Source organism: Herbiconiux oxytropis, from assembly GCF_024979315.1.
Taxonomy (GTDB): Bacteria; Actinomycetota; Actinomycetes; order Actinomycetales; family Microbacteriaceae; genus Herbiconiux; species Herbiconiux oxytropis.
In genome coordinates, this window is record NZ_JANLCK010000003.1 from 147422 (window position 1) to 165774 (window position 18353).

At 71.6% G+C, this 18353-nt stretch carries 14 protein-coding genes; 7 read left to right on the forward strand and 7 right to left on the reverse strand.

Annotation, left to right across the window (positions count from 1 at the left end; translation table 11 throughout):
• Positions 1 to 5: 5 nt before the first annotated feature.
• The 3 genes from poxB to N1028_RS06590 form a co-directional block, all read right to left on the reverse strand.
• Positions 6 to 1745, reverse strand: a complete 1740-nt coding sequence (gene poxB, locus N1028_RS06580; protein WP_259526071.1) for a ubiquinone-dependent pyruvate dehydrogenase — start codon at positions 1743 to 1745, stop codon at positions 6 to 8.
• Between the two features lie 93 nt (positions 1746 to 1838).
• Entirely contained in the window at positions 1839 to 3626 is a 1788-nt protein-coding gene (locus tag N1028_RS06585) for a phospho-sugar mutase (RefSeq protein ID WP_259526558.1), read from the reverse strand.
• A gap of 5 nt (positions 3627 to 3631) precedes the next feature.
• Positions 3632 to 4465, reverse strand: a complete 834-nt coding sequence (locus tag N1028_RS06590) for a purine-nucleoside phosphorylase (protein ID WP_259526072.1) — start codon at positions 4463 to 4465, stop codon at positions 3632 to 3634.
• An 82-nt stretch (positions 4466 to 4547) separates the two neighbouring features.
• On the opposite strand from N1028_RS06590, the gene N1028_RS06595 reads away from it, so the two are divergent.
• Complete coding sequence (locus N1028_RS06595; protein ID WP_259526073.1) at positions 4548 to 5984, forward strand: NAD(P)H-quinone dehydrogenase; 1437 nt, start codon at positions 4548 to 4550, stop codon at positions 5982 to 5984.
• A 134-nt stretch (positions 5985 to 6118) separates the two neighbouring features.
• On the opposite strand, the gene N1028_RS06600 is transcribed toward N1028_RS06595, so the two are convergent.
• Positions 6119 to 7117 (reverse strand): Gfo/Idh/MocA family protein, encoded by a 999-nt coding sequence (locus N1028_RS06600; RefSeq protein ID WP_259526075.1) that lies wholly within the window; start codon positions 7115 to 7117, stop codon positions 6119 to 6121.
• 3 nt (positions 7118 to 7120) lie between these two features.
• Positions 7121 to 8917: an ATP-binding protein gene (locus N1028_RS06605; protein ID WP_259526076.1), complete on the reverse strand. Its 1797-nt coding sequence runs from the start codon at positions 8915 to 8917 to the stop codon at positions 7121 to 7123.
• 123 nt (positions 8918 to 9040) lie between these two features.
• Between N1028_RS06605 and N1028_RS06610 the strand changes: the two genes are divergently transcribed.
• Positions 9041 to 9943, forward strand: coding sequence for a metal-dependent hydrolase (locus N1028_RS06610; protein ID WP_259526077.1), 903 nt, complete (start codon positions 9041 to 9043; stop codon positions 9941 to 9943).
• Between the two features lie 128 nt (positions 9944 to 10071).
• On the opposite strand, the gene N1028_RS06615 is transcribed toward N1028_RS06610, so the two are convergent.
• Positions 10072 to 10770 (reverse strand): Maf family protein, encoded by a 699-nt coding sequence (locus tag N1028_RS06615; RefSeq protein WP_259526079.1) that lies wholly within the window; start codon positions 10768 to 10770, stop codon positions 10072 to 10074.
• 41 nt (positions 10771 to 10811) lie between these two features.
• On the opposite strand from N1028_RS06615, the gene N1028_RS06620 reads away from it, so the two are divergent.
• From N1028_RS06620 to N1028_RS06635, 4 genes are read left to right on the forward strand one after another with little or no spacing between them, the layout of a single operon-like run.
• Positions 10812 to 12266 carry a class I SAM-dependent RNA methyltransferase gene (locus N1028_RS06620; RefSeq protein WP_259526080.1) on the forward strand — a complete coding sequence of 485 codons (1455 nt, stop codon included), beginning with the start codon at positions 10812 to 10814 and terminating at the stop codon, positions 12264 to 12266.
• 57 nt (positions 12267 to 12323) lie between these two features.
• Positions 12324 to 13004 carry a response regulator transcription factor gene (locus N1028_RS06625; protein WP_259526081.1) on the forward strand — a complete coding sequence of 227 codons (681 nt, stop codon included), beginning with the start codon at positions 12324 to 12326 and terminating at the stop codon, positions 13002 to 13004.
• On the forward strand, positions 12994 to 14229 hold the full coding sequence (locus N1028_RS06630) for a sensor histidine kinase (protein WP_259526082.1): 1236 nt from the start codon (positions 12994 to 12996) through the stop codon (positions 14227 to 14229). Before N1028_RS06625 ends, N1028_RS06630 begins: the two co-directional genes overlap by 11 nt.
• Positions 14226 to 15251 (forward strand): DUF8320 family protein, encoded by a 1026-nt coding sequence (locus N1028_RS06635; RefSeq protein ID WP_259526083.1) that lies wholly within the window; start codon positions 14226 to 14228, stop codon positions 15249 to 15251. Before N1028_RS06630 ends, N1028_RS06635 begins: the two co-directional genes overlap by 4 nt.
• Before the next feature lie 248 nt (positions 15252 to 15499).
• Here the strand turns inward: N1028_RS06635 and N1028_RS06640 are convergent, their stop codons facing one another.
• Positions 15500 to 15727 (reverse strand): acyl-CoA carboxylase subunit epsilon, encoded by a 228-nt coding sequence (locus N1028_RS06640; RefSeq protein WP_259526084.1) that lies wholly within the window; start codon positions 15725 to 15727, stop codon positions 15500 to 15502.
• A gap of 48 nt (positions 15728 to 15775) precedes the next feature.
• Between N1028_RS06640 and N1028_RS06645 the strand changes: the two genes are divergently transcribed.
• The gene (locus N1028_RS06645; protein ID WP_259526086.1) at positions 15776 to 18301 is read left to right on the forward strand and encodes an MprF family protein; all 2526 of its coding nucleotides are present in this window, start codon (positions 15776 to 15778) and stop codon (positions 18299 to 18301) included.
• Positions 18302 to 18353: the final 52 nt, after the last annotated feature.

The following is an 18353-nucleotide window of genomic DNA, read 5'->3' on the forward strand; positions in this document are numbered from 1 at the left end:
GGAGATCAGTCGAAGAGGCGACGGAAGACGTTGGTGTCGGCGAGGTCGATCAGCTCGTCGCCCCGCCCCGACATGATCGTGCGGATGGCGTAGAGCCCGAACCCCTTCGCCTGCTCCGCCGAGACGGTCGGCGGGATCGACAGCTCCTGTCGCGCCGTCACGACGTCCACCAGCGCGGGCCCGTCGTGCGCGAACGCCGCCTCCAGGGCGCCCCGCAGGTCGTCGGGCCGCTCGACCCGCTGCCCGTGGATGCCCATCGACTGCGCCACGGCCGCGAAGTCGGGATTCTCGAGCCCCGTGCCGAAGTTCACGATGCCCGCCGCTTTCATCTCGACCTCCACGAAGTTCAGCGACGAGTTGTCGAACACCACGATCTTCACGGGCAGCTTGCTCTGCTTGAGCGTCAGAAGCTCCCCGAGCAGCATCGCGAGCCCCCCGTCGCCCGAGAGCGCCACGACCTGGCGCCCGGGGAACGCCGACTGGGCGCCGATGGCATGCGGCACGGCGTTGGCCATGGTGCCGTGGCTGAAGGATCCGATCAGCCGCCGCTGACCGTTCATGGTCAGGTAGCGGGCTGCCCATACGACGGGTGAGCCGACATCCGGGATGAACACGGCATCCGGATCCGCGAGCTCGCTCACGAGCCGGGCCACGTACTGCGGATGGATCGGCGCGCGATTGCGGTCGTTGTCGGCGAGCTCGTCGAGGTCCTTCCGCGCCTTCGCGTAGTGCTTGACCGAGGAGTCGAGGTGCTTCGACGATCTGTCGGCAGCCAGGAGCGGCAGCAGCGCGTCGATCGTGTCGCCCACGTCGCCGACGAGCCCGAGCGCGAGAGGCGTGCGGCGCCCCAGCTGCTCGCCCCTCGCATCCACCTGGATGATCGGCACCTTCTCCGACGACGGGAAGAACTGGGGGTACGGGAAGTCGGTGCCGAGCATGAGCAGGGCGTCGCAGCTCTCCATGGCGCGGTAGCCGGACGAGAAGCCGAGGAGACCGGTCATGCCCACGTCGTAGGGGTTGTCGTACTCGAGGAACTCCTTGCCGCGCAAGGCGTGCACCACGGGCGCCTGGAGCCGCTCGGCGAGGGCGACCACCTGGTCGTGCGCCCCCTCGGTACCCGCGCCACCGAGGATCGTGACCCTCTTCGCGCCGTTCAGGATCTCGGCGGCCCGAGCCAGCTCGGCATCGGCCGGCCGGAGCACCGTTCGGGCCCGCTCGATCGGCGCCGACTTGGGGCGCCCCGAGGAGCTCTTGAGGAAGATCTCACCCGGGATGACGACCACGGCGACCCCGCGCCGCTCGATCGCGGTGCGCATCGCGATCTCGAGCACGCGGGGAAGCTGTTCGGGCACACTCACGAGCTCGGTGTAGACGCTGCACTCGCGGAACAGCTCCTGCGGGTGGGTCTCCTGGAAGTAGTTGCTGCCGATCTCGGATGCCGGGATCTGCGCGGCGATCGCGAGCACGGGCACCCGGCTGCGGTTCGCGTCGAAGAGCCCGTTGATGAGGTGCAGGTTGCCCGGGCCGCAGCTGCCGGCGCACACCGCGAGCTCACCCGTGAGCGCCGCCTCGGCCGCGGCGGCGAACGCGGCGGCCTCCTCGTGCCGCACGTGCGCCCAGGCGACGTCTCCGTCGCGCCGCAGCGCATCCGTGAAGCCGTTGAGCGAGTCGCCCGGGAGGCCGTAGACGCGCTGCACGCCGGCGTCCTTGATGATCTCGACGATGGTGTCCGCGATGGTGGTCATGCTCCGAACCTACGACGCGGATCGCGGCCCGGCCAGGACGCAGTGCCCCGACACGGGTCCCAGCCCGGATCGCGGCCCGGATCCCGTCCCGCCTCAGCTCAGTCGGTCGCGCATCCCCGCCTCGAGCCGCGTCAGCAGCTCGACCGCGGCCTCGCGCCGCTCCACGAGCCCGCCGTCGTCGCTCCACGCGTCGAGGTAGACCTTGAGCTTGGGCTCCGTGCCGCTCGGCCGCACCATCACGCGGGCACCGGGCAGCGAGATCCGCAGCACGTCCGACGCCGGCACACCGCTCGAGGCCGAGCCGCGCAGCAGGTCGTCGATGCGCTCGACAGGCAGCCCGCCGATGTCGCTCGGCGGCGCCGAACGCAGCGCCCCCATCACGCGGTCGATCTCGCTGAGGTCGGTCACCCGCACCGAGATCTGCGCCGAGGCGTAGTGGCCGAACCGGCCGCTGAACTCGTCGAGCCTGTCGGCGATCGTGCGCCCTGTGGCCGCCAGCCGGGTGGCGAGGTCGAGGAAGGCGATCGCGGCCGAGATGCCGTCCTTGTCGCGCACCGTGCCGGGGTTCACGAGGTAGCCGAGAGCCTCCTCGTAGCCGAAGACGAGCCCGGGCGCGCGGGAGACCCACTTGAAGCCCGTGAGGGTCTCGGTGAAGGCGAGACCGTATTCGGCCGCCACAGCTCCGAGCGCGGGGGAGGAGACGATCGAGCAGGCCAGCGCCGGCTCGGCCGCGGAGGCTCCGTCGAGCGGTCCGCCCACGGCGTCCTCCAGGTCGGCGGGAGTGAGTGGGGCCGCGGTCGCGAGCTCCGCCGCGCGCCAGCCGAGGAGCTGGCCGACCTCGTTGCCGGTGAGGGAGCGGTAGCCGGTGTCGCGCGAGGCATCCGGGATGGCGACGGCCAGGCGGTCGGCATCGGGATCGTTCGCGATCACGAGATCGGCGCCCACCTCGCGCGCCTTCTCGAGAGCCAGGTCGAGCGCGCCCGGCTCCTCGGGGTTGGGGAACGCCACGGTGGGGAAGTCCGGGTCGGGGGCGATCTGGGCCTCGACGAGGTGCGGGGCGGCGAATCCGGAGGCCGAGAGCACGCGCGAGAAGGTCTCCCAGCCGACGCCGTGCATGGCCGTGTACACGATGGACAGGGCAGCGGCAGGCCGTTCGGCGGGAGGGCCGGCCAGAGCCGCGGTGGCGGAGACGTAGCGTTCGATCAGCTCTTCTCCCGCCACCTCGTACGAGCTCGAGCGCGGCAGCTCGTCGACCCGCAGCGTGGCTGCCACGCGGTCGATGTGGGCGGCGATCTCGGCATCCGACGGCGACACGATCTGCGACCCGTCGTCGGCGTCGCCGAGGTAGACCTTGTAGCCGTTGTCGCGCGGCGGGTTGTGCGAGGCGGTCACCATGACCCCCGCCGACACTCCGAGATCGCGCACCGCGAACGCCACGAGCGGGGTGGGCAGCAGTCGCGGCAGGAGCACGGCCCGCACCCCGGCGCCCGCCATGATCTCGGCGGTGTCGGTGGCGAAGACGTGCGAGTTCTTGCGGCCGTCGTAGCCGACCACGATCGAAGGCGGGGTTCCCGGATCGGCGCGCTCGAGAAGGAACGCGGCCAGGCCGGCGGCCGCCTGCCCCACGAGCACCCGGTTCATGCGGTTGGGGCCAGCGGCGAGTTCTCCGCGGAGGCCGGCCGTGCCGAAGGCGAGCCGGGCGCCGAAGCGCGACCGCAGCTCGGCCACGGCGTCGGTCTCGCTCGAGCCCACCCGGCGGAGCAGCGCCGACAGCTCCTCGCGGGTCTCGGCATCCGGATCCTGGGCGATCCACGCGGCCGCCTCCTCGGCGAGCAGTTCGACCTCGTTGGGGGTCTCGTCGGCGTGAGCGCCGGGGGCCACCTCGGTCACAGCGCGGTGACCACCCGGGCGAGGAGGTCTCCGATGGCGGCCTCGGCGTTCTTACCGGCCTCGATCACCTCGGCGTGGCTGAGCGGGGTCTTCTGGATGCCCGCGGCCAGGTTGGTGATGAGCGAGAAGCCGATGATCTCCATGCCGGCCTGGCGGGCGGCGATGGCCTCGAGGGCGGTCGACATGCCCACGATGTGGCCACCGATGGCCTTCGCCATCTGCACCTCGGCGGGGGTCTCGTAGTGCGGTCCGCGGAACTGCACGTAGACGCCCTCGTCGAGCGAGGCGTCGACCCCGCGTGCGAGGTCGCGCAGGCGCGCGGAGTAGAGGTCGGTGAGGTCGATGAAGGTCGCGCCCTCGAGGGGGGAGTCGGCGGTGAGGTTGATGTGGTCGCTGATGAGCACCGGGGTTCCGGGGGTCCACGTCTCCTTGATGCCGCCCGCGCCGTTGGTGAGCACCATCACCCTCGCGCCGGTCGCGGCCGCCGTGCGCACGCTGTGCACCACGCGGCGCACGCCATGGCCCTCGTAGTAGTGGGTGCGGGCGCCGATCACGAGCGCGTGCTCACCGTTCGGGAGCGCGATCGAGCGCAGCGTGCCGGCGTGACCCGGCACGGCCGAGGCGCTGAAGCCCACGACCTCGGCGGCGGGGATCTCGGCGACGGTCTCGCCGAGCAGGTCGGCGGCCCTGCCCCAGCCGCTGCCGAGGGTGAGGGCCACATCGTGGCGAGCCACACCCGTGAGATCGGCGATCTGCGCGGCGGCGTCGCGGGCCACCTCGAAGGGATCGGTGTCGGGGAGGTCGAGGGGGTTCGAGCGCGCTTCAGCCATCCGACCACTCTATTCACTCGATCGTCACCGCGCGCCCTCCCGCCCGCGCGCACGGGCTCGACGGCAATGCGAGAATGGAGGCATGGCCTATGAGTTCGAGCGCAAGCAGCGAGTCGCCGTCGTCGGAGGAGGCCCCGGGGGGTACGAAGCCGCCATCGCGGGAGCCCAGCTGGGCGCGGAGGTGACCCTCGTCGAGCAGGTGGGCGTGGGCGGATCCGCGGTCATCACCGACGTGGTGCCCTCGAAGACGCTCATCGCGGTGGCCGAGGCCACGAACGGCATCGGCGAGGCCGCCGACCTCGGCGTGCAGTTCTTCTCACGGAACGAGGCCGGGCGCCCCGTGCGGCCCGAGGTCGCCGTCAACCTCTCCCAGGTCAACAAGCGGCTGCTGAGCCTCGCGCGCCAGCAGTCGGAGGACATGCGGGCCAACCTCATCCGCTCGGGCGTGCGCATCGTCTCCGGCCACGGCCGGCTCGACGGGCCCGACAACGTGATCGTCTCCACATCGTCCGGGTCCGAGGGCACCGACTTCGATCACATCGAGGCCGACACCGTCGTGGTCTCCGTGGGTGCCAGCCCGCGCATCCTGCCCTCGGCCGTGCCCGACGGCGAGCGGATCTTCACCTGGACGCAGCTCTACAACCTGCAGTCGGTGCCCGATCACCTCATCGTCGTCGGATCCGGCGTCACCGGTGCCGAGTTCGCCTCGGCGTACACCGCGCTCGGCTCCAAGGTGACGCTCATCTCGTCGCGCGACCAGGTGCTGCCGGGTGAAGACGCGGATGCCGCGGCCGTGATCGAGAACGTCTTCAAGCGCAACGGCATGACGGTGCTCTCGAAGTCGCGTGCCGACTCGGTGGAGCGCACGGCCGACGGAGTCGTGGCCGTGCTGTCGGATGGCACGCGCGTGGAGGGCTCGCACTGCCTCATGGCGGTCGGATCGATCCCGAACACGCGGGGGATGGGCCTCGAAGAGGCCGGGGTGCAGATGACGGACTCCGGCCACATCCGGGTCAACCGGGTGGCGCGCACCTCTGTGCCGAACGTCTACGCAGCCGGAGACTGCACGACCTTCCTGCCGCTCGCCTCCGTGGCCTCGATGCAGGGGCGCACCGCGATGTTCCACGCGATGGGCGACGCCGTGAACCCGACCGAGCCGCGCAACGTGGCCTCGAACATCTTCACGCAGCCGCAGATCGCCACGGTGGGGTGGACGCAGCGGCAGATCGAAGAGGGGATCGCGCAGGGCGACATCTACAAGCTGCCCCTGTCGTCGAACCCACGCGCCAAGATGATGGGCATCAAGGACGGTTTCGTGAAGCTGTTCGCACGCACGGGATCGGGCACCGTCATCGGCGGCGTGGTCGTGGCGCCGAACGCCTCGGAGTTGATCTTCCCGATCGCGCTCGCGGTGGAGCACCGGCTGACCGTCGACCAGGTGTCGCGTGCCTTCACCGTGTACCCGTCGCTGTCGGGGTCGATCTCGGATGCGGCTCGGGCTATGCATATCGTGCTGTAGCTTCTGCTGCGCCGGTCCTCGCCCGGCGCAGGCTACATGCGGTGCCGTCGTCGTGCGGCGTCGCTGCGCGGCGCCACCCGGCGTCGGTACCGCTCCGGGTCGTCGGGTGCGGCCCGTTGCGTTGCTCGCGTGCGTTAGTGGGTGGCGGCTAGAAGGGTGTCGCAGAGGGTCATCGTGGCTGCGTTGTCCGCGGCGGTGGGGGCCTCGCCTCCGGCGGCGGCGCCGTCGACGGCCGCCGAGAAGGCGGCGAGCTCTGCTACGAAGCCGCGGAGGTGGAGGTCTCGGGCTGTGCCGGACATGGCGCTCTCGGCCGGGGTGAAGGCCTCGGTGCGTTCCGTCAGGGACGTGGAGGTGGGGGCGGCGTCATCGGGGGCGAGCCGGTGGAGGCGGAGCTCGGCGTTGTCGAGGGTGGTGGCGTGGCCGCGGTCGCCGGTGACCACGAGGCGCTCCGTCTCGCTCGTGCGGGAGGGGACGCCGGCGAGGGAGAGGGTGCCGGCGATGCCGGAGTCGAAGCGGATCGCCGCCGAGAGGGCCACGTGCGAGCCCTCGCTCGTGCTGATGGCCGAGACCGAGACTGCCTCACCGAAGAGGAAGCGCGTGAGGTCGATCATGTGGATCGCCGCGAGCGTCACGAACTCCTCGTCGTCGCGGCAGAAGGGAGTGCTGTCGCAGGCGAACTCGAGGGAGAACGAGCGGAGGGTGCCGAGCGCGCCATCCGTCATCACCGAGCGGAGCTGCCGGTAGATCGGGGCGTGGCGCTTCATGAAGCCGACCACGGCGATCCGCTCGGCTGCCGCCGCGGCATCCGCAGCGGTCTGCGCCTCGGCCGGGGTCAGGCCGAGCGGCTTGTCGACGAACACGTGCTTGCCTGCGGCGAGGGCCTCCAGGGTGAGGCGGAGCTGGTCGGCAGGCTGGGCGACGATCACGACCGCGTCGAGCGACGCATCCGCGAGCAGCTCGGAGGCCGAACCGTACGGTGTGCCCTCGGAGCCGAAGCGGAGGAGGGCCGCGCGTGAGCGCTCGACATCTCGGGTCGCCAGAGCTGCGATCGGCTGGCCGGCGAGCCCCATCGACGGCAGGATGTTCGTGCTCGCGTGGAAGCCGGCGCCGATCACGCCGAGGCGGGGCGGCATCCGCTAGGCGGTGATGTCGAGGAGCACATGGCCCGACGAGACCGTGGCACCGACGACCGCGGAGACGTTGGCGATCGTGCCGTCCTTGTGGGCGGTGATCGGCTGCTCCATCTTCATGGCCTCGAGCACCAGCACGAGGTCGCCCTTGACGACGGCGTCGCCCTCGGCGACCGCGAGCTTCACCACAGTGGCCTGCATCGGGGCCTTGACCGAGTCACCGGTGGCGGTCGAACCGCCCACCGTTCCCGCACCACGGCGCTTGGGCGGCGCACCGGCTGTCGCGCCCGCCGCACGCGCGGACGTGCCCCCGACGCGTGCCCCCGCCGCGACCAGGCGCGCGGGGAGCACGACCTCCACGCGCTTGCCGGCGACCTCCACGATGACCGTGCGGCGCTCGGGAGCGGGCTCGGCGTCTTCGAGCGAACCGGACCACGGCTCGGCCGGGTTGTCGTACTCGGTCTCGATCCAGCGGGTGTAGACGGAGAAGGGCTCGCCGTCGGCCGGCGCGAAGGCGGGGTTCCGCACGACGTCGCGGTGGAACGGGAGCACCGTGGGGAGCCCCGCCACCTCGAACTCGTCGAGGGCGCGGCGGGAGCGCTCGAGCGCATCCTCCCGGCTGGAGCCGGTGACGATGAGCTTGGCGAGCAGGGAGTCGAACGATCCGGAGATCACGTCGCCGGCCTGCACGCCCGAGTCGACGCGCACGCCGGGGCCGCCGGCGGGCTTGAAGACGTGCACGGGGCCGGGGGAGGGCAGGAAGCCACGACCCGGGTCCTCACCGTTGATGCGGAACTCGAACGAGTGGCCGTGCGGCACCGGATCGGCGTAGTCGAGCACGCCGCCCTCGGCGAGCCGGAACTGCTCGCGCACGAGGTCGATACCCGTGATCTCCTCCGAGACCGGATGCTCGACCTGCAGTCGCGTGTTGACCTCGAGGAACGAGACGGTGCCGTCTTTGCCGATCAGGAACTCGCACGTGCCGGCACCGAGGTAGCCGACCTCCTTGAGGATGGCCTTCGACGACTCGTAGAGCAGCGTGGTCTGCCACTCGGTGAGGAAGGGCGCCGGCGCCTCCTCCACGAGCTTCTGGTGCCGGCGCTGCAGCGAGCAGTCGCGGGTGGAGACGACCACGACGTTGCCGTGCGCATCCGCGAGGCACTGGGTCTCGACGTGGCGCGGCTGGTCGAGGTACTTCTCCACGAAGCACTCGCCGCGACCGAACGCCGCGATGGCCTCACGGGTGGCCGACTCGAAGAGCTCGGGCACCTCCTCGAGTGTGCGGGCCACCTTGAGGCCGCGGCCGCCGCCGCCGAAGGCCGCCTTGATGGCGACCGGCAGGCCGTGCTCGGCCACGAAGTCGAGCACGTCGGCGGCACCCGAGACGGGGTCGATGGTGCCGGGGGCGAGGGGGGCGCCGACCTTCTCGGCCACGTGGCGCGCCGAGACCTTGTCGCCGAGCTTCTCGATGGCCTCGGGGGAGGGGCCGATCCAGGTGAGGCCCGCGCCGATGACGGCACGAGCGAAGTCGGCGTTCTCAGCCAGGAACCCGTAGCCGGGGTGCACGGCGTCGGCTCCGGAGCGGCGGGCCACCGACAGGATCTTCTCGATCACGAGGTACGTCTCGGCGCTCGAGGTGCCCTCGAGGGCGTAGGCCTCGTCGGCGAGCTGGGCGTGCAGGGCGTCGCGGTCCTGGTCGGCGTAGACCGCCACGGAGGCGATCCCGCTGTCGCGGGCGGCCCGGATGACTCGAACGGCGATCTCGCCCCGGTTGGCGATGAGGACCTTGGTGATTCTCGGCATGATTTCCCTAGCTTATTGCCGAGGGGCATCCCACCTTTGGCACGTACCTCCAAAAATGCCTCGGTGACCCTGGCGAGTGCCGACAAGCAGGGCGCGCTTCGAGTGCTGTGAGAGGATGCCCGCATGGTTCTCCCGAGCGACGACACCGAGGTCACCTACCCGCGTGGCGACACCCGCTCCAGCGGGAGGGTGCTGCACCGGGAACCGCACGGCGAGGGCCGCCAGGCGGTGCTGCTCGACGTGACGGCGGCGCATCCGGTGGACTCGGCCTGGCCCGACCAGGGGCCCGACCGCGGCACCCTCACGGTGGGCGAGGCGGTGCTCGATCTGCTCGACTGCGTGGTGGGGGCGACCGACGGATCGGCTCTCTTCGTGGGCGCCGACGTGCCCGTGCGGAAGGGCACCCCCGGGTGGGCCTTCGTGGCGGTGCATGTGGTCGACGCGTCCACCCCGGTGGAGGAGGGGGAGGAGGTGCAGGTCGAGGTCGATGAGGCGCATCGCATCGCGCTCTCCGTGGGACACACAGCGTGCCACCTCGCCTCGCTCGCGCTCAACGCCGCGCTCGCCGATGACTGGACGAAGCCGGTGGCCCCGGATGCGCTCGGCCGGCCCGACTTCGATGCCCTCGCGATCTCGACGTCGACGATCACGCCCGACGGTTCGGTCGACCGGTACCGGGTGGGCAAGTCGCTGCGCAAGAAGGGGTTCGCGCCCGCGCGGCTCGATGGGGCTCCGGATGCGGTGGCCGCGACGATCGGTTCGACGTTGGCCGGGTGGGTGGCCGGCGAGGCGGCCGCGCGCATCGAGGCCGAGGGTCCGCGCCTGACGGACCGCCGGTACTGGACGACGGAGCTCGACGGCCGCCCCGTCTCGATCGCCTGCGGCGGCACGCACGCGGCGGCGCTCTCCGAGCTCCGCGCCACGTCCGTGACCCTCGAGCTCGAGCCCGCCGACGGCGCCCTCACCCTCACCATGCGCACGAGCGCCCGCCTGCCCCTGACGCCGCCGGATGCTCCTCGCCCCTGACGCCGCCGCGCGCATCCGCCGCCCTCACCCACTTGCCACACGATGCGCGTAAACGACCCGACTTGACACAAGATGTGTCAAGTCGGCGCTCTTACGCGCACCTTCTGTCAGGTGGGGGCGGGGCGGGCTCAGGGGTGGGGGGTTGCCCAGAAGCTGGTCCAGGGGGCGCCGGCGGCCTCGAGGAGGTCGCGCACCACGGGGAGCGACATGCCGATCACGGCGGAGGGCGCGCCCGTGATGGAGCGGATGAAGGGGGCCGCGAGGCCGTCGATCGTGAAGGCGCCCGCCACGAGCAGCGGCTCGCCGGATGCGACATAGGCGTCGATCTCGGCGTCGGTGATGTCGTCGGCGAAGGTGAGCTCGGCGTGGTCGGTGCGACCGGATCCGCCGCCATGCACGCCGCCGCGATGGTCGATCAACCAGTGCCCCGAGTGCAGCACCCCCGTGCCGCCGCGCTGCGCGAGCCAGCGCGAGCGCGCCACCTCGGGCCGGTGCGGCTTGCCGTAGGCGACCCCGCTGAACTCGAACGCCGAGTCGCCGCCGAGCACGAAGCCGTCGAGTGGCCCGGGTGCCCCCTGCGCCGCGAGCGTCTCGTGGAGGAGCCCGGCCGCCGCAGCGGTGACCACGGCCTCGGCCTTCGCCTCGGCGAGCAGCTGCACCATCTCGGCGGTCGTCATCGCCGGCCGGCCGGCCGCCTCCCGCGCGGCGGCCGAGGCCGCGACCGCCGCGTCCTCGTCGACCTCGGAGGGCAGCACGACCGGCTCGATGCCGATCTGCCGCAGCAGCGCGAGACGGGCGGGAGAGGTGGAGGCGAGGTAGAGACGCACGGTGTCGGCCTTCGTGGAGCGGGGTGTGGGATGCTCGGAGGATGCCTGAGAACCGGAACGACCTCGTCGAGCTGAACATCGACAATGTAGCCCACGGAGGCGTCGCCGTGGCACGACTCGAGGGCCGCGTGGTGTTCGTGGCCGACGCCATCCCGGGCGAGCGCGTGCTGGCGCGCATCGCCGACGACTCCAAGTCGTCGTTCTGGCGCGCCGACACCGTCGAGGTCGTCGAGGCCTCCGCCGATCGCGTGCCGCACGTCTGGGCCGAGGCCGCCCTCGACCGGGCTCCCGAGCAGCGCGCGGGCGGTGCGGAGTTCGGGCACATCTCGCTGCCGCGCCAGCGCGAGCTCAAGGCCGACGTGCTCCAGGATGCGCTGCGCCGGTTCGGCGGCGTCGACCGCAGGATCGAGGTGGAGGCGATCGGCGCGGACGCCCCGGCCACGGGCACCACCACCACCGGCACCCGCGCAGGCACCATCGCCGGCCGCGCGCCGGGTACCCGCTGGCGCACCCGCGTGCGCCTGCACATCGGCCCCGGCGGCCGCATCGGCCCCTACGCCGCGCGCAGCCACACGGTCGTGCCCGTCGAATCGCTCCCGCTCGCCACCGAGGCCATCGAGGCCGAGGCGCTGCAGGTGGCCGAGGCTCTGCGGCACGACCGCCAGGGCGCCGCAGCGGTCGAGTTCGTCGAGACCTCCGAGGGTGAGGTGCGCGTGTCGCTCGTGGCCGAGGAGCAGTCGAAGACCGGCGGCGGCTCAGGTGGTCGCAGCGGTGGCGGCGGCGGAGCCAGGGGGCAGAAAGGCCGAGCCGGCCAGAGCCGGGGCGCAGGCAAGAACGGCGGCAGCGCAGACCGCCGCCTCCCCGACTCCTCCACGGCCCGCGCCGACCGCCCCGCCACCATCGTGGAACGGGTCGGCGACCGCGAGTTCCGCCTCGCCGAGAACGGCTTCTGGCAGGTGCACCGCGACGCCGCGGCCACCCTCTCCGACGCCGTGCGCTCCCTCACCCGGCACGACCTCTTCGATCCGCGCGCCGCCAATCACGACCTCTACGGCGGCGTCGGCCTCCTCGCCGCGGCGATGGCCGACGAGTTCGGCCCCGCCACCCGCATCACGAGCGTCGAGAGCGACGAGACGGCCACCGATCACGCGGGCGACAACCTCGCCGAGTGGATCGGTGCCGGCGCCGTCACGGCCCGCGTCGACCGCTACCTCACCGATCTCGAGAAGCAGGCCTCCGCCGAGGAGCGGCGCCGGCTCGAAGCGGCCACGATGGTGATCGACCCGCCGCGCTCGGGCGCAGGCAAGCAGGTCGTCGGCTCGCTCACCCGCCTCGGCGTGGCGCAGGTCGTCTACGTGGCGTGCGATCCGGTCGCCTTCGCGCGCGACGTCGCCCTCTTCCGCGAGTCGGGCTACGAGCTCGACGCGGCCCGCGCCTACGACCTCTTCCCGCACACCCACCACGTGGAGACCGTCGGCGTGCTCGTGCGGGCCTGACCCGCAGGCGGCCCCGGCGGGCCTGCCCGCCGAGAGCCCCACCCGTAGGATGGTGCGGTGGACCCGAACCCCGATCTCGACCCCGCGCCCGTGCGAGTGGCGATCGTCGACGACCACGAGTCGGTTCGCCTCGGCGTCCGCGCCGCCTGCCAGGAGGCGGGCTTCGAGGTGGTGGCCGCCAGCGCCTCGGTGAGCGAGCTCTGGGTCGCGCTCGCCGGCATCCGCTGCGACGTCGTGGTGCTCGACCTCAGCCTCGGCGACGGCTTCACGGTGACCGAGAACGTGCAGCACGCCCGTTCGATGGGTGCCGCCGTACTCGTGCACAGCATCGCCGACCGGGTGGGGCTCGTGCGTGAAGCTCTCGCCGCCGGCGCCGCCGGGGTCATCCCCAAATCGGCCGCCACGAGCGCCGTGATCGCCGCCATCGCGGCCGTGGCACGCGGCGACGTGCTCAACAACCTGGAGTGGGCGAGCGCCATCGACGCCGACCGCGAGTTCGGCAAGGCCCAGCTCGCGCAGCGCGAGCGCGACGTGCTGCACCTCTACGCCTCGGGCCTCCCGCTGTCTCAGGTGGCGCTCAAGCTCAACATCAAGGTGTCGACCGCCAAGGAGTACCTCGACCGCATCCGCGCGAAGTACGTGGAGGTCGGCCGGCCCGCCCGCAGCAAGGTGGAGCTCTTGCGCCGGGCGGTGGAGGACGGCATCCTCGCCTTCGACGACAACGGACATGTCCACTAGCAGCGGTCTCTCCGCCCGCGGGGTGGTGCCGCTCAGCCGCGCCAAGATCGACCGCGCGCTCGCCCGCCTCGTGGGCATCTTCGGCCTCGGCTTCGCCCTGCTCTCCCTGCCGGTGCTGAGCGATTCGATCGGCACGCTCAAGCCCGACTGGGCCATCGGGATCCTGATCGCCCTGTTCGGCAGCCTCGTGGTCGCGTGCGTGTGCTCGTTCCTCGGCCGCGGCGTCCGGGCGTCGATGGCCGTCGTGGCGTGCCTGTTCGTGCTGGCGCTCGCGCTCTGGCCGTTCGCCGTGCGGAGCCCCGAGGCGGCCCTCGGCACCCAGCCGTGGCTCTGGTACGTCGTCATCGTGTCGGTCGGCGCGGCCGCCATCTCGTTCACGCCGTCGTGGGCGGGCGTCTACACGGTGCTCGTGCCGATCGTCTACACGGTCCTGCGCATCCTGCCCGCCGGGGGAGGGGCCTCCGTTCCGCTGGCCCTGCTCGACGCCACGTACACGCTGCTGCTCGGCTCGTTCCTCGTGATCGTGATCGCCTCGCTCCGCCAGGCCGCCTCGCGGGTCGACCAGGCGCAGGCCACCGCCGTGGCGCGATACGCGGATGCCGCCAAGCGCGCCGCCACCGAGCAGGAGCGCACGAGGGTCGACACGGTCATCCACGACCGTGTGCTCTCCTCCCTGCTCGCGGCCGCCCGGAGCACCACAGAAGAGGAGCGCCGCATCGCGGTGCAGATGGCCGAGCGCGCTCTGGTGGCGCTGCAGAGCGCCGACGCCGAGACCGAGGCCTCGCCCGACCTGCCCCGCACCGTGCTCGTCGAGCGCTGCCGAGCACTCGCCGAGGCCCTCCCGGCCGACGTGGGGTTCGAAGCGACGGGCTCGTTCGAGGGCACCCTGCCGGCGCGGGTGCTCGAGGGCGTCTACGCGGCGGCCGTGCAGGCCATCGTGAACAGCATCCAGCACGCCGGGGTCACGGATGCGCTGGGTCACCCGGTCGCTCGCCACATCTCCCTGCTCGGCGACGCGGACGAGGGCTTCACCCTGGTGGTCTCGGACACGGGATCCGGATTCGCCCCCGATGCCGTCCCGGCCGACCGACTCGGCATGCGCATCTCCATCCGCGAGCGCGTGAACTCGATCGGCGGCTCGGTGCAGGTGCGCTCGGTGCCCGAGGCCGGCACGTCGGTGATCATCGAGTGGCACGCGGGCCGGCAGCACGAGGTGTTCGCATGATCTCGCTCCCGCGGCACCTGCTCGTCGGCCTCGCCGCCGCCTTCTCCGCCTTTCACGTGGTGCTCGGCGTCTACACGATCCGGATGCCGGAATCGGCCGTGCCCGCGGTCGTCGCGATGGCCCTCTACGCCGCGGCGACCGTGCTGAGCCTCGCGCCATGGCCCACGCTCCGGCTGCCCATCGGCGTGGCGGCAGGCAACATCGGGGTGACCGCCGTGGGCCTCATCCTCGTGCTCAGCCAGCTCGATGCCGCCGAGGAGAACGGCTACGCCACCTGGATCATCGGGGCGGTCGGCACCCTCATGACCATCACGGCCGTGCGCCAGCGGCCGTGGTTCGCCTGGGCGGGCATCGGGGTGATGATCGTCGCGGTGCTGGTCTGGACGGGCGACCCGCTCGAGCTCCCGGCACTCGGCGCCATCGGGGGGCCGGTCTGGGTGGGCGTCGCGCACGCCACGACTCTCACCATCGTGCGGGCCTCGCGAGACGCGCGCCTGCTCGAGCTCGCCGAGCAGCGGGCCGCGGAGTGGCAGGCCCAGGAGGAGGCGGAGTTCTTCGAGCGGCGCCTGCGGCTCGGCCAGATGGACTCGGAGGTGGCTCCCATGCTCCGGCGCATCGTGACGGCCGACGGCGAGCTGACCGCCGACGAGCGGCGCGAGTGCCTGCACCTCGAGGCGGCGATGCGCGACGAGATCCGCGGCCGGCGGCTGCTCGACGACAGGGTGCGGAACGCGGTGCGCGACGCCAGGCGGCGAGGGGTGGAGGTGACGCTGCTCGACGACGGCGGCATCGACGACCTCGATCGCACCGCGCACTCCCGGGTGACCGGGGTGATCGCGCGCGAGATCGGTGGCACGACTGCGGATCGCGTGGTGGTGCGCACCGCGCACGACGACGACGAGGTGGCCGTGACAATCGTGGGCCTCCGCGACGCCGATCCGGCGCTCACCGCCGAGGGGCTGGAGGAGGAGCCCGAGCTCGACCTCTGGCTCGAGGTGCCGCGGCAGGGCGACGCGGTCTGAACTCCGGCCTCGAGGCGGAGAAGAAGAATATCGAGTCAGGGCGGCAACCCGAATGCCGCCCTGACTCGCCCCCGGAATACGAGCCCGCTTACCCTAGTCGACCCGTATCCGGCAGTGCGTTTCCGAAGAGACGCACCTAGCACTACCTATCCTGCGGGCCCGAATGCGCGTGCACAGTCCGTTGTTAGGAGGACATTTTCGCGACCCGGCACAGAATTCGCCCAGACGACGTTCAGGTTGACGGCGGGTCAGCCCGAGAACGAACGCCAGACCCCGGGGCCAGGATGCAGGGGGCCGCGGGGGGCCCGCTGGCTCCGTTCCCAGGCCGAGGGCTCGATGAGCACCTCGGAGTGCAGCTCGTCGAGCTCCTCCTCGACCGCGGCGTCGAGAACCGCGGTGACCGCGGCGAGCTCTTCGGCGGTGATGCCGGACGAGACCACCTGAAGGGGGGTGTCCGGGAGGTTCGATTCGTCCACATCGACGAGGCTACATTAGAACCGAGCAACCAAAGGGGAATCGCCGGCATGCAGAAGACCATCGCATTCGTGGGGCGGTACCTCGCGACGGTTCCGCTCAGCATCGGCTTCGCCGTGCTCATCGTCGTCACCTCCCTCGCCGCAGGAACCTTCTTCGGCCCCGCCTCCGAGGTCACCCAGAAGACGTGGGCGGCCGGGGTCACGACCACGGTCGACGCCGGGCACTGGTGGACCATCCTCACCGCGATGTTCATCCCCTGGGACCCGTTCCAGCTCGTCGCGGGCGTCGTGTTCTCGCTCGTGCTCCTCGGTGTGGCGGAGCGGCTGCTCGGCCGGCGCCGCCTGATCCTCGCGTTCTTCGCCACGGGCATCCTGGGCGTGGGCCTCGGTGTGCTGCTGCAGTGGCTCGGCTCGCTCGCCGGCGAGTGGTGGGCCGACGGCACGAGCATCGACCTCACGGTCGACCCGCTCACCCCCATCGTCGGCTCCCTGCTCGTGGCGAGCGGCATGATGGGGCCCCTCTGGCGGCGGCGGGTGCGGCTCGTGGCCTTCGGCTTCCTCATCATGTTCGCCCTCTACGTGGGCGACACCTCCACCGTCTACCGCCTGATCGCGGGCATCGCCGGGCTCGTCATCGGCTACCTTCTCTCGGCGCGGCGCGGGCAGAAGATGCTCTGGCTGAAGAGCTCGTTCGGCGAGGTGCGCGTGCTCATCGCCACGATCGTGCTGATCACGGCGGTGGGCCCGCTGGTGTCGTGGCTCGACCCCTCCGGCAGCGGAGCGTTCGGGCTCGCGGGGAGCTTCTACGGCGACATCTTCCCGAGCGCCTCGGACATCTCGTCGCTCTGCTCGACCGCCACCTCTCAGGTCTGCGACGACGTCAAGAAGCTCTCCGCCCTCGGCGGCGTCGGGCCGATCGTGCAGACCTTCGTGCCGCTCGCCCTGCTGCTCGTGGCCGCCTGGGGGCTCCGCAAGGGCCGCCGCTTCGCGCTCTGGCTCGGCATCGTCACCAACCTCGCCATGATCGCGCTCGCGCTGGTGTTCCTCGGTCTCGTGGGCAGCTTCGTGCTCGGCGACACGGCCACCACCGACGACCTGCCGGCGCTCCAGGCCATCGACATCGGCGAGTACGCGGTGTGGCTCGGCTCCACGGTGCTCGTGCCGCTCGCCGTCGCCATCCTGCTGTTCGTCAACCGCCGTCGGTTCGCCCTCAAGGCGCCGCGGGAGGCGTTCATCCGCTTCGCCGTGATCGTGGCGGGGGCCTTCGCCGCCCTCTCGCTGATCTACATCGTGGCGTGCATCCTGACCCTCACCTCGCTGACGCCCGCCGGCACCACGGTGGTCGAGGTCGTGTTCGACGTGCCTCGCCGGTTCCTCCCCGTCACCCTCGTGGGCGTCACCGGAGACGTCATCATCCCGCCGCCGAGCCCCACCCTGTTCGTCTTCCACTGGGTGGGACCGGTGTTCTGGATCGTCTTCACCCTCGCCGCCTTCCAGCTCATCGCCTCGATGGAGCAGCGCGTGCAGGTGGGCGACCACCAGCGCATCCGCGCCCTGCTCCGCCGTGGCGGCGGTGGCACGCTCGGCTGGATGACCACCTGGCCCGGCAACGTGTACTGGTTCAATGAGGCCGGGGATGCCGCGGTCGCCTACCGTGTGATCAACGACGTCGCCATCACGATGTCCGACCCCGTCTGCGCCCCCGGCGCCGAGCGGCAGACCGTGCGCGACTTCGCGCGCTTCTGCGACAGCCACAGCTGGATCCCCGTGTTCTACAGCGTGCACTCGCAGTACCTGCCCTTCTTCGAGGAGATGGGCTGGTCGCACATGTCGGTGGGCGAAGAGACGCTCATGCACCCGCAGACGCTCGAGATGGCGGGCAAGTCGTGGCAGAACGTGCGCTCGTCGCTCAACAAGGGCGTGCGCGAGGGCATGACGACGGTCTGGACGACCTACGACGAGCTGTCGCGCTCGATGATCTCGCAGATCAACGCCATCTCGGAGGCCTGGGTCTCCGAGAAGGAGCTGCCCGAGATGGGCTTCACCCTCGGCGCGCTCGAGGAGATCAAGGATCCGGATGTCGCGCTCATGCTCGCGCTCGACGCCGACGGGCGGATCGCGGCCGTGACCAGCTGGCTGCCGATGTACCGCGACGGCGTCGCCGTGGGCTACACGCTCGACTTCATGCGTCGGGGCGACGGATCGATGCCCGGAGTCATGGAGTACCTCATCGCCTCCTCCGCGCTGCACATGAAGGAGCTCGGCGTGGAGGTGCTCTCGCTCTCGGGGGCCCCGCTCGCCACCGCCCCGGTGCCGAAGGGCTCCGAGGCGCCAGCGCCGACCGTGATGACGGAGCTCGCCGACTTCCTCGCCAAGACCCTCGAGCCCGCCTACGGCTTCTCCTCCCTCTTCAAGTTCAAGGCGAAGTTCAACCCCACCTACTCCACGATCCACATGGCGTATCCGGATCCGCTGGGGCTCCCGGCGATCGGCGCGGCGATCGGCCGCGCCTACCTCCCGTCGATGTCGGCGAAGGAGACGGTGGCGCTGGTGCGCACGCTGGCTGGTAAGTAGCTGCGCCGCCCCCTGTGCGGCGCAGGCGACATGCGATGCCGGCGTCGGATGG

Excerpts from the sequence above, each read along its gene's own strand:
- N1028_RS06630 (WP_259526082.1), top strand. The coding sequence starts at position 12,994 with ATGTCCACTAGCAGCGGTCTCTCCGCCCGCGGGGTGGTGCCGCTCAGC.
- N1028_RS06605 (WP_259526076.1), bottom strand. The coding sequence starts at position 8,917 with ATGCCGAGAATCACCAAGGTCCTCATCGCCAACCGGGGCGAGATCGCC.
- N1028_RS06635 (WP_259526083.1), top strand. The coding sequence starts at position 14,226 with ATGATCTCGCTCCCGCGGCACCTGCTCGTCGGCCTCGCCGCCGCCTTC.
- N1028_RS06620 (WP_259526080.1), top strand. The coding sequence starts at position 10,812 with ATGCCTGAGAACCGGAACGACCTCGTCGAGCTGAACATCGACAATGTA.
- N1028_RS06590 (WP_259526072.1), bottom strand. The coding sequence starts at position 4,465 with ATGGCTGAAGCGCGCTCGAACCCCCTCGACCTCCCCGACACCGATCCC.
- N1028_RS06600 (WP_259526075.1), bottom strand. The coding sequence starts at position 7,117 with ATGCCGCCCCGCCTCGGCGTGATCGGCGCCGGCTTCCACGCGAGCACG.
- N1028_RS06610 (WP_259526077.1), top strand. The coding sequence starts at position 9,041 with ATGGTTCTCCCGAGCGACGACACCGAGGTCACCTACCCGCGTGGCGAC.
- N1028_RS06645 (WP_259526086.1), top strand. The coding sequence starts at position 15,776 with ATGCAGAAGACCATCGCATTCGTGGGGCGGTACCTCGCGACGGTTCCG.
- N1028_RS06595 (WP_259526073.1), top strand. The coding sequence starts at position 4,548 with ATGGCCTATGAGTTCGAGCGCAAGCAGCGAGTCGCCGTCGTCGGAGGA.
- poxB (WP_259526071.1), bottom strand. The coding sequence starts at position 1,745 with ATGACCACCATCGCGGACACCATCGTCGAGATCATCAAGGACGCCGGC.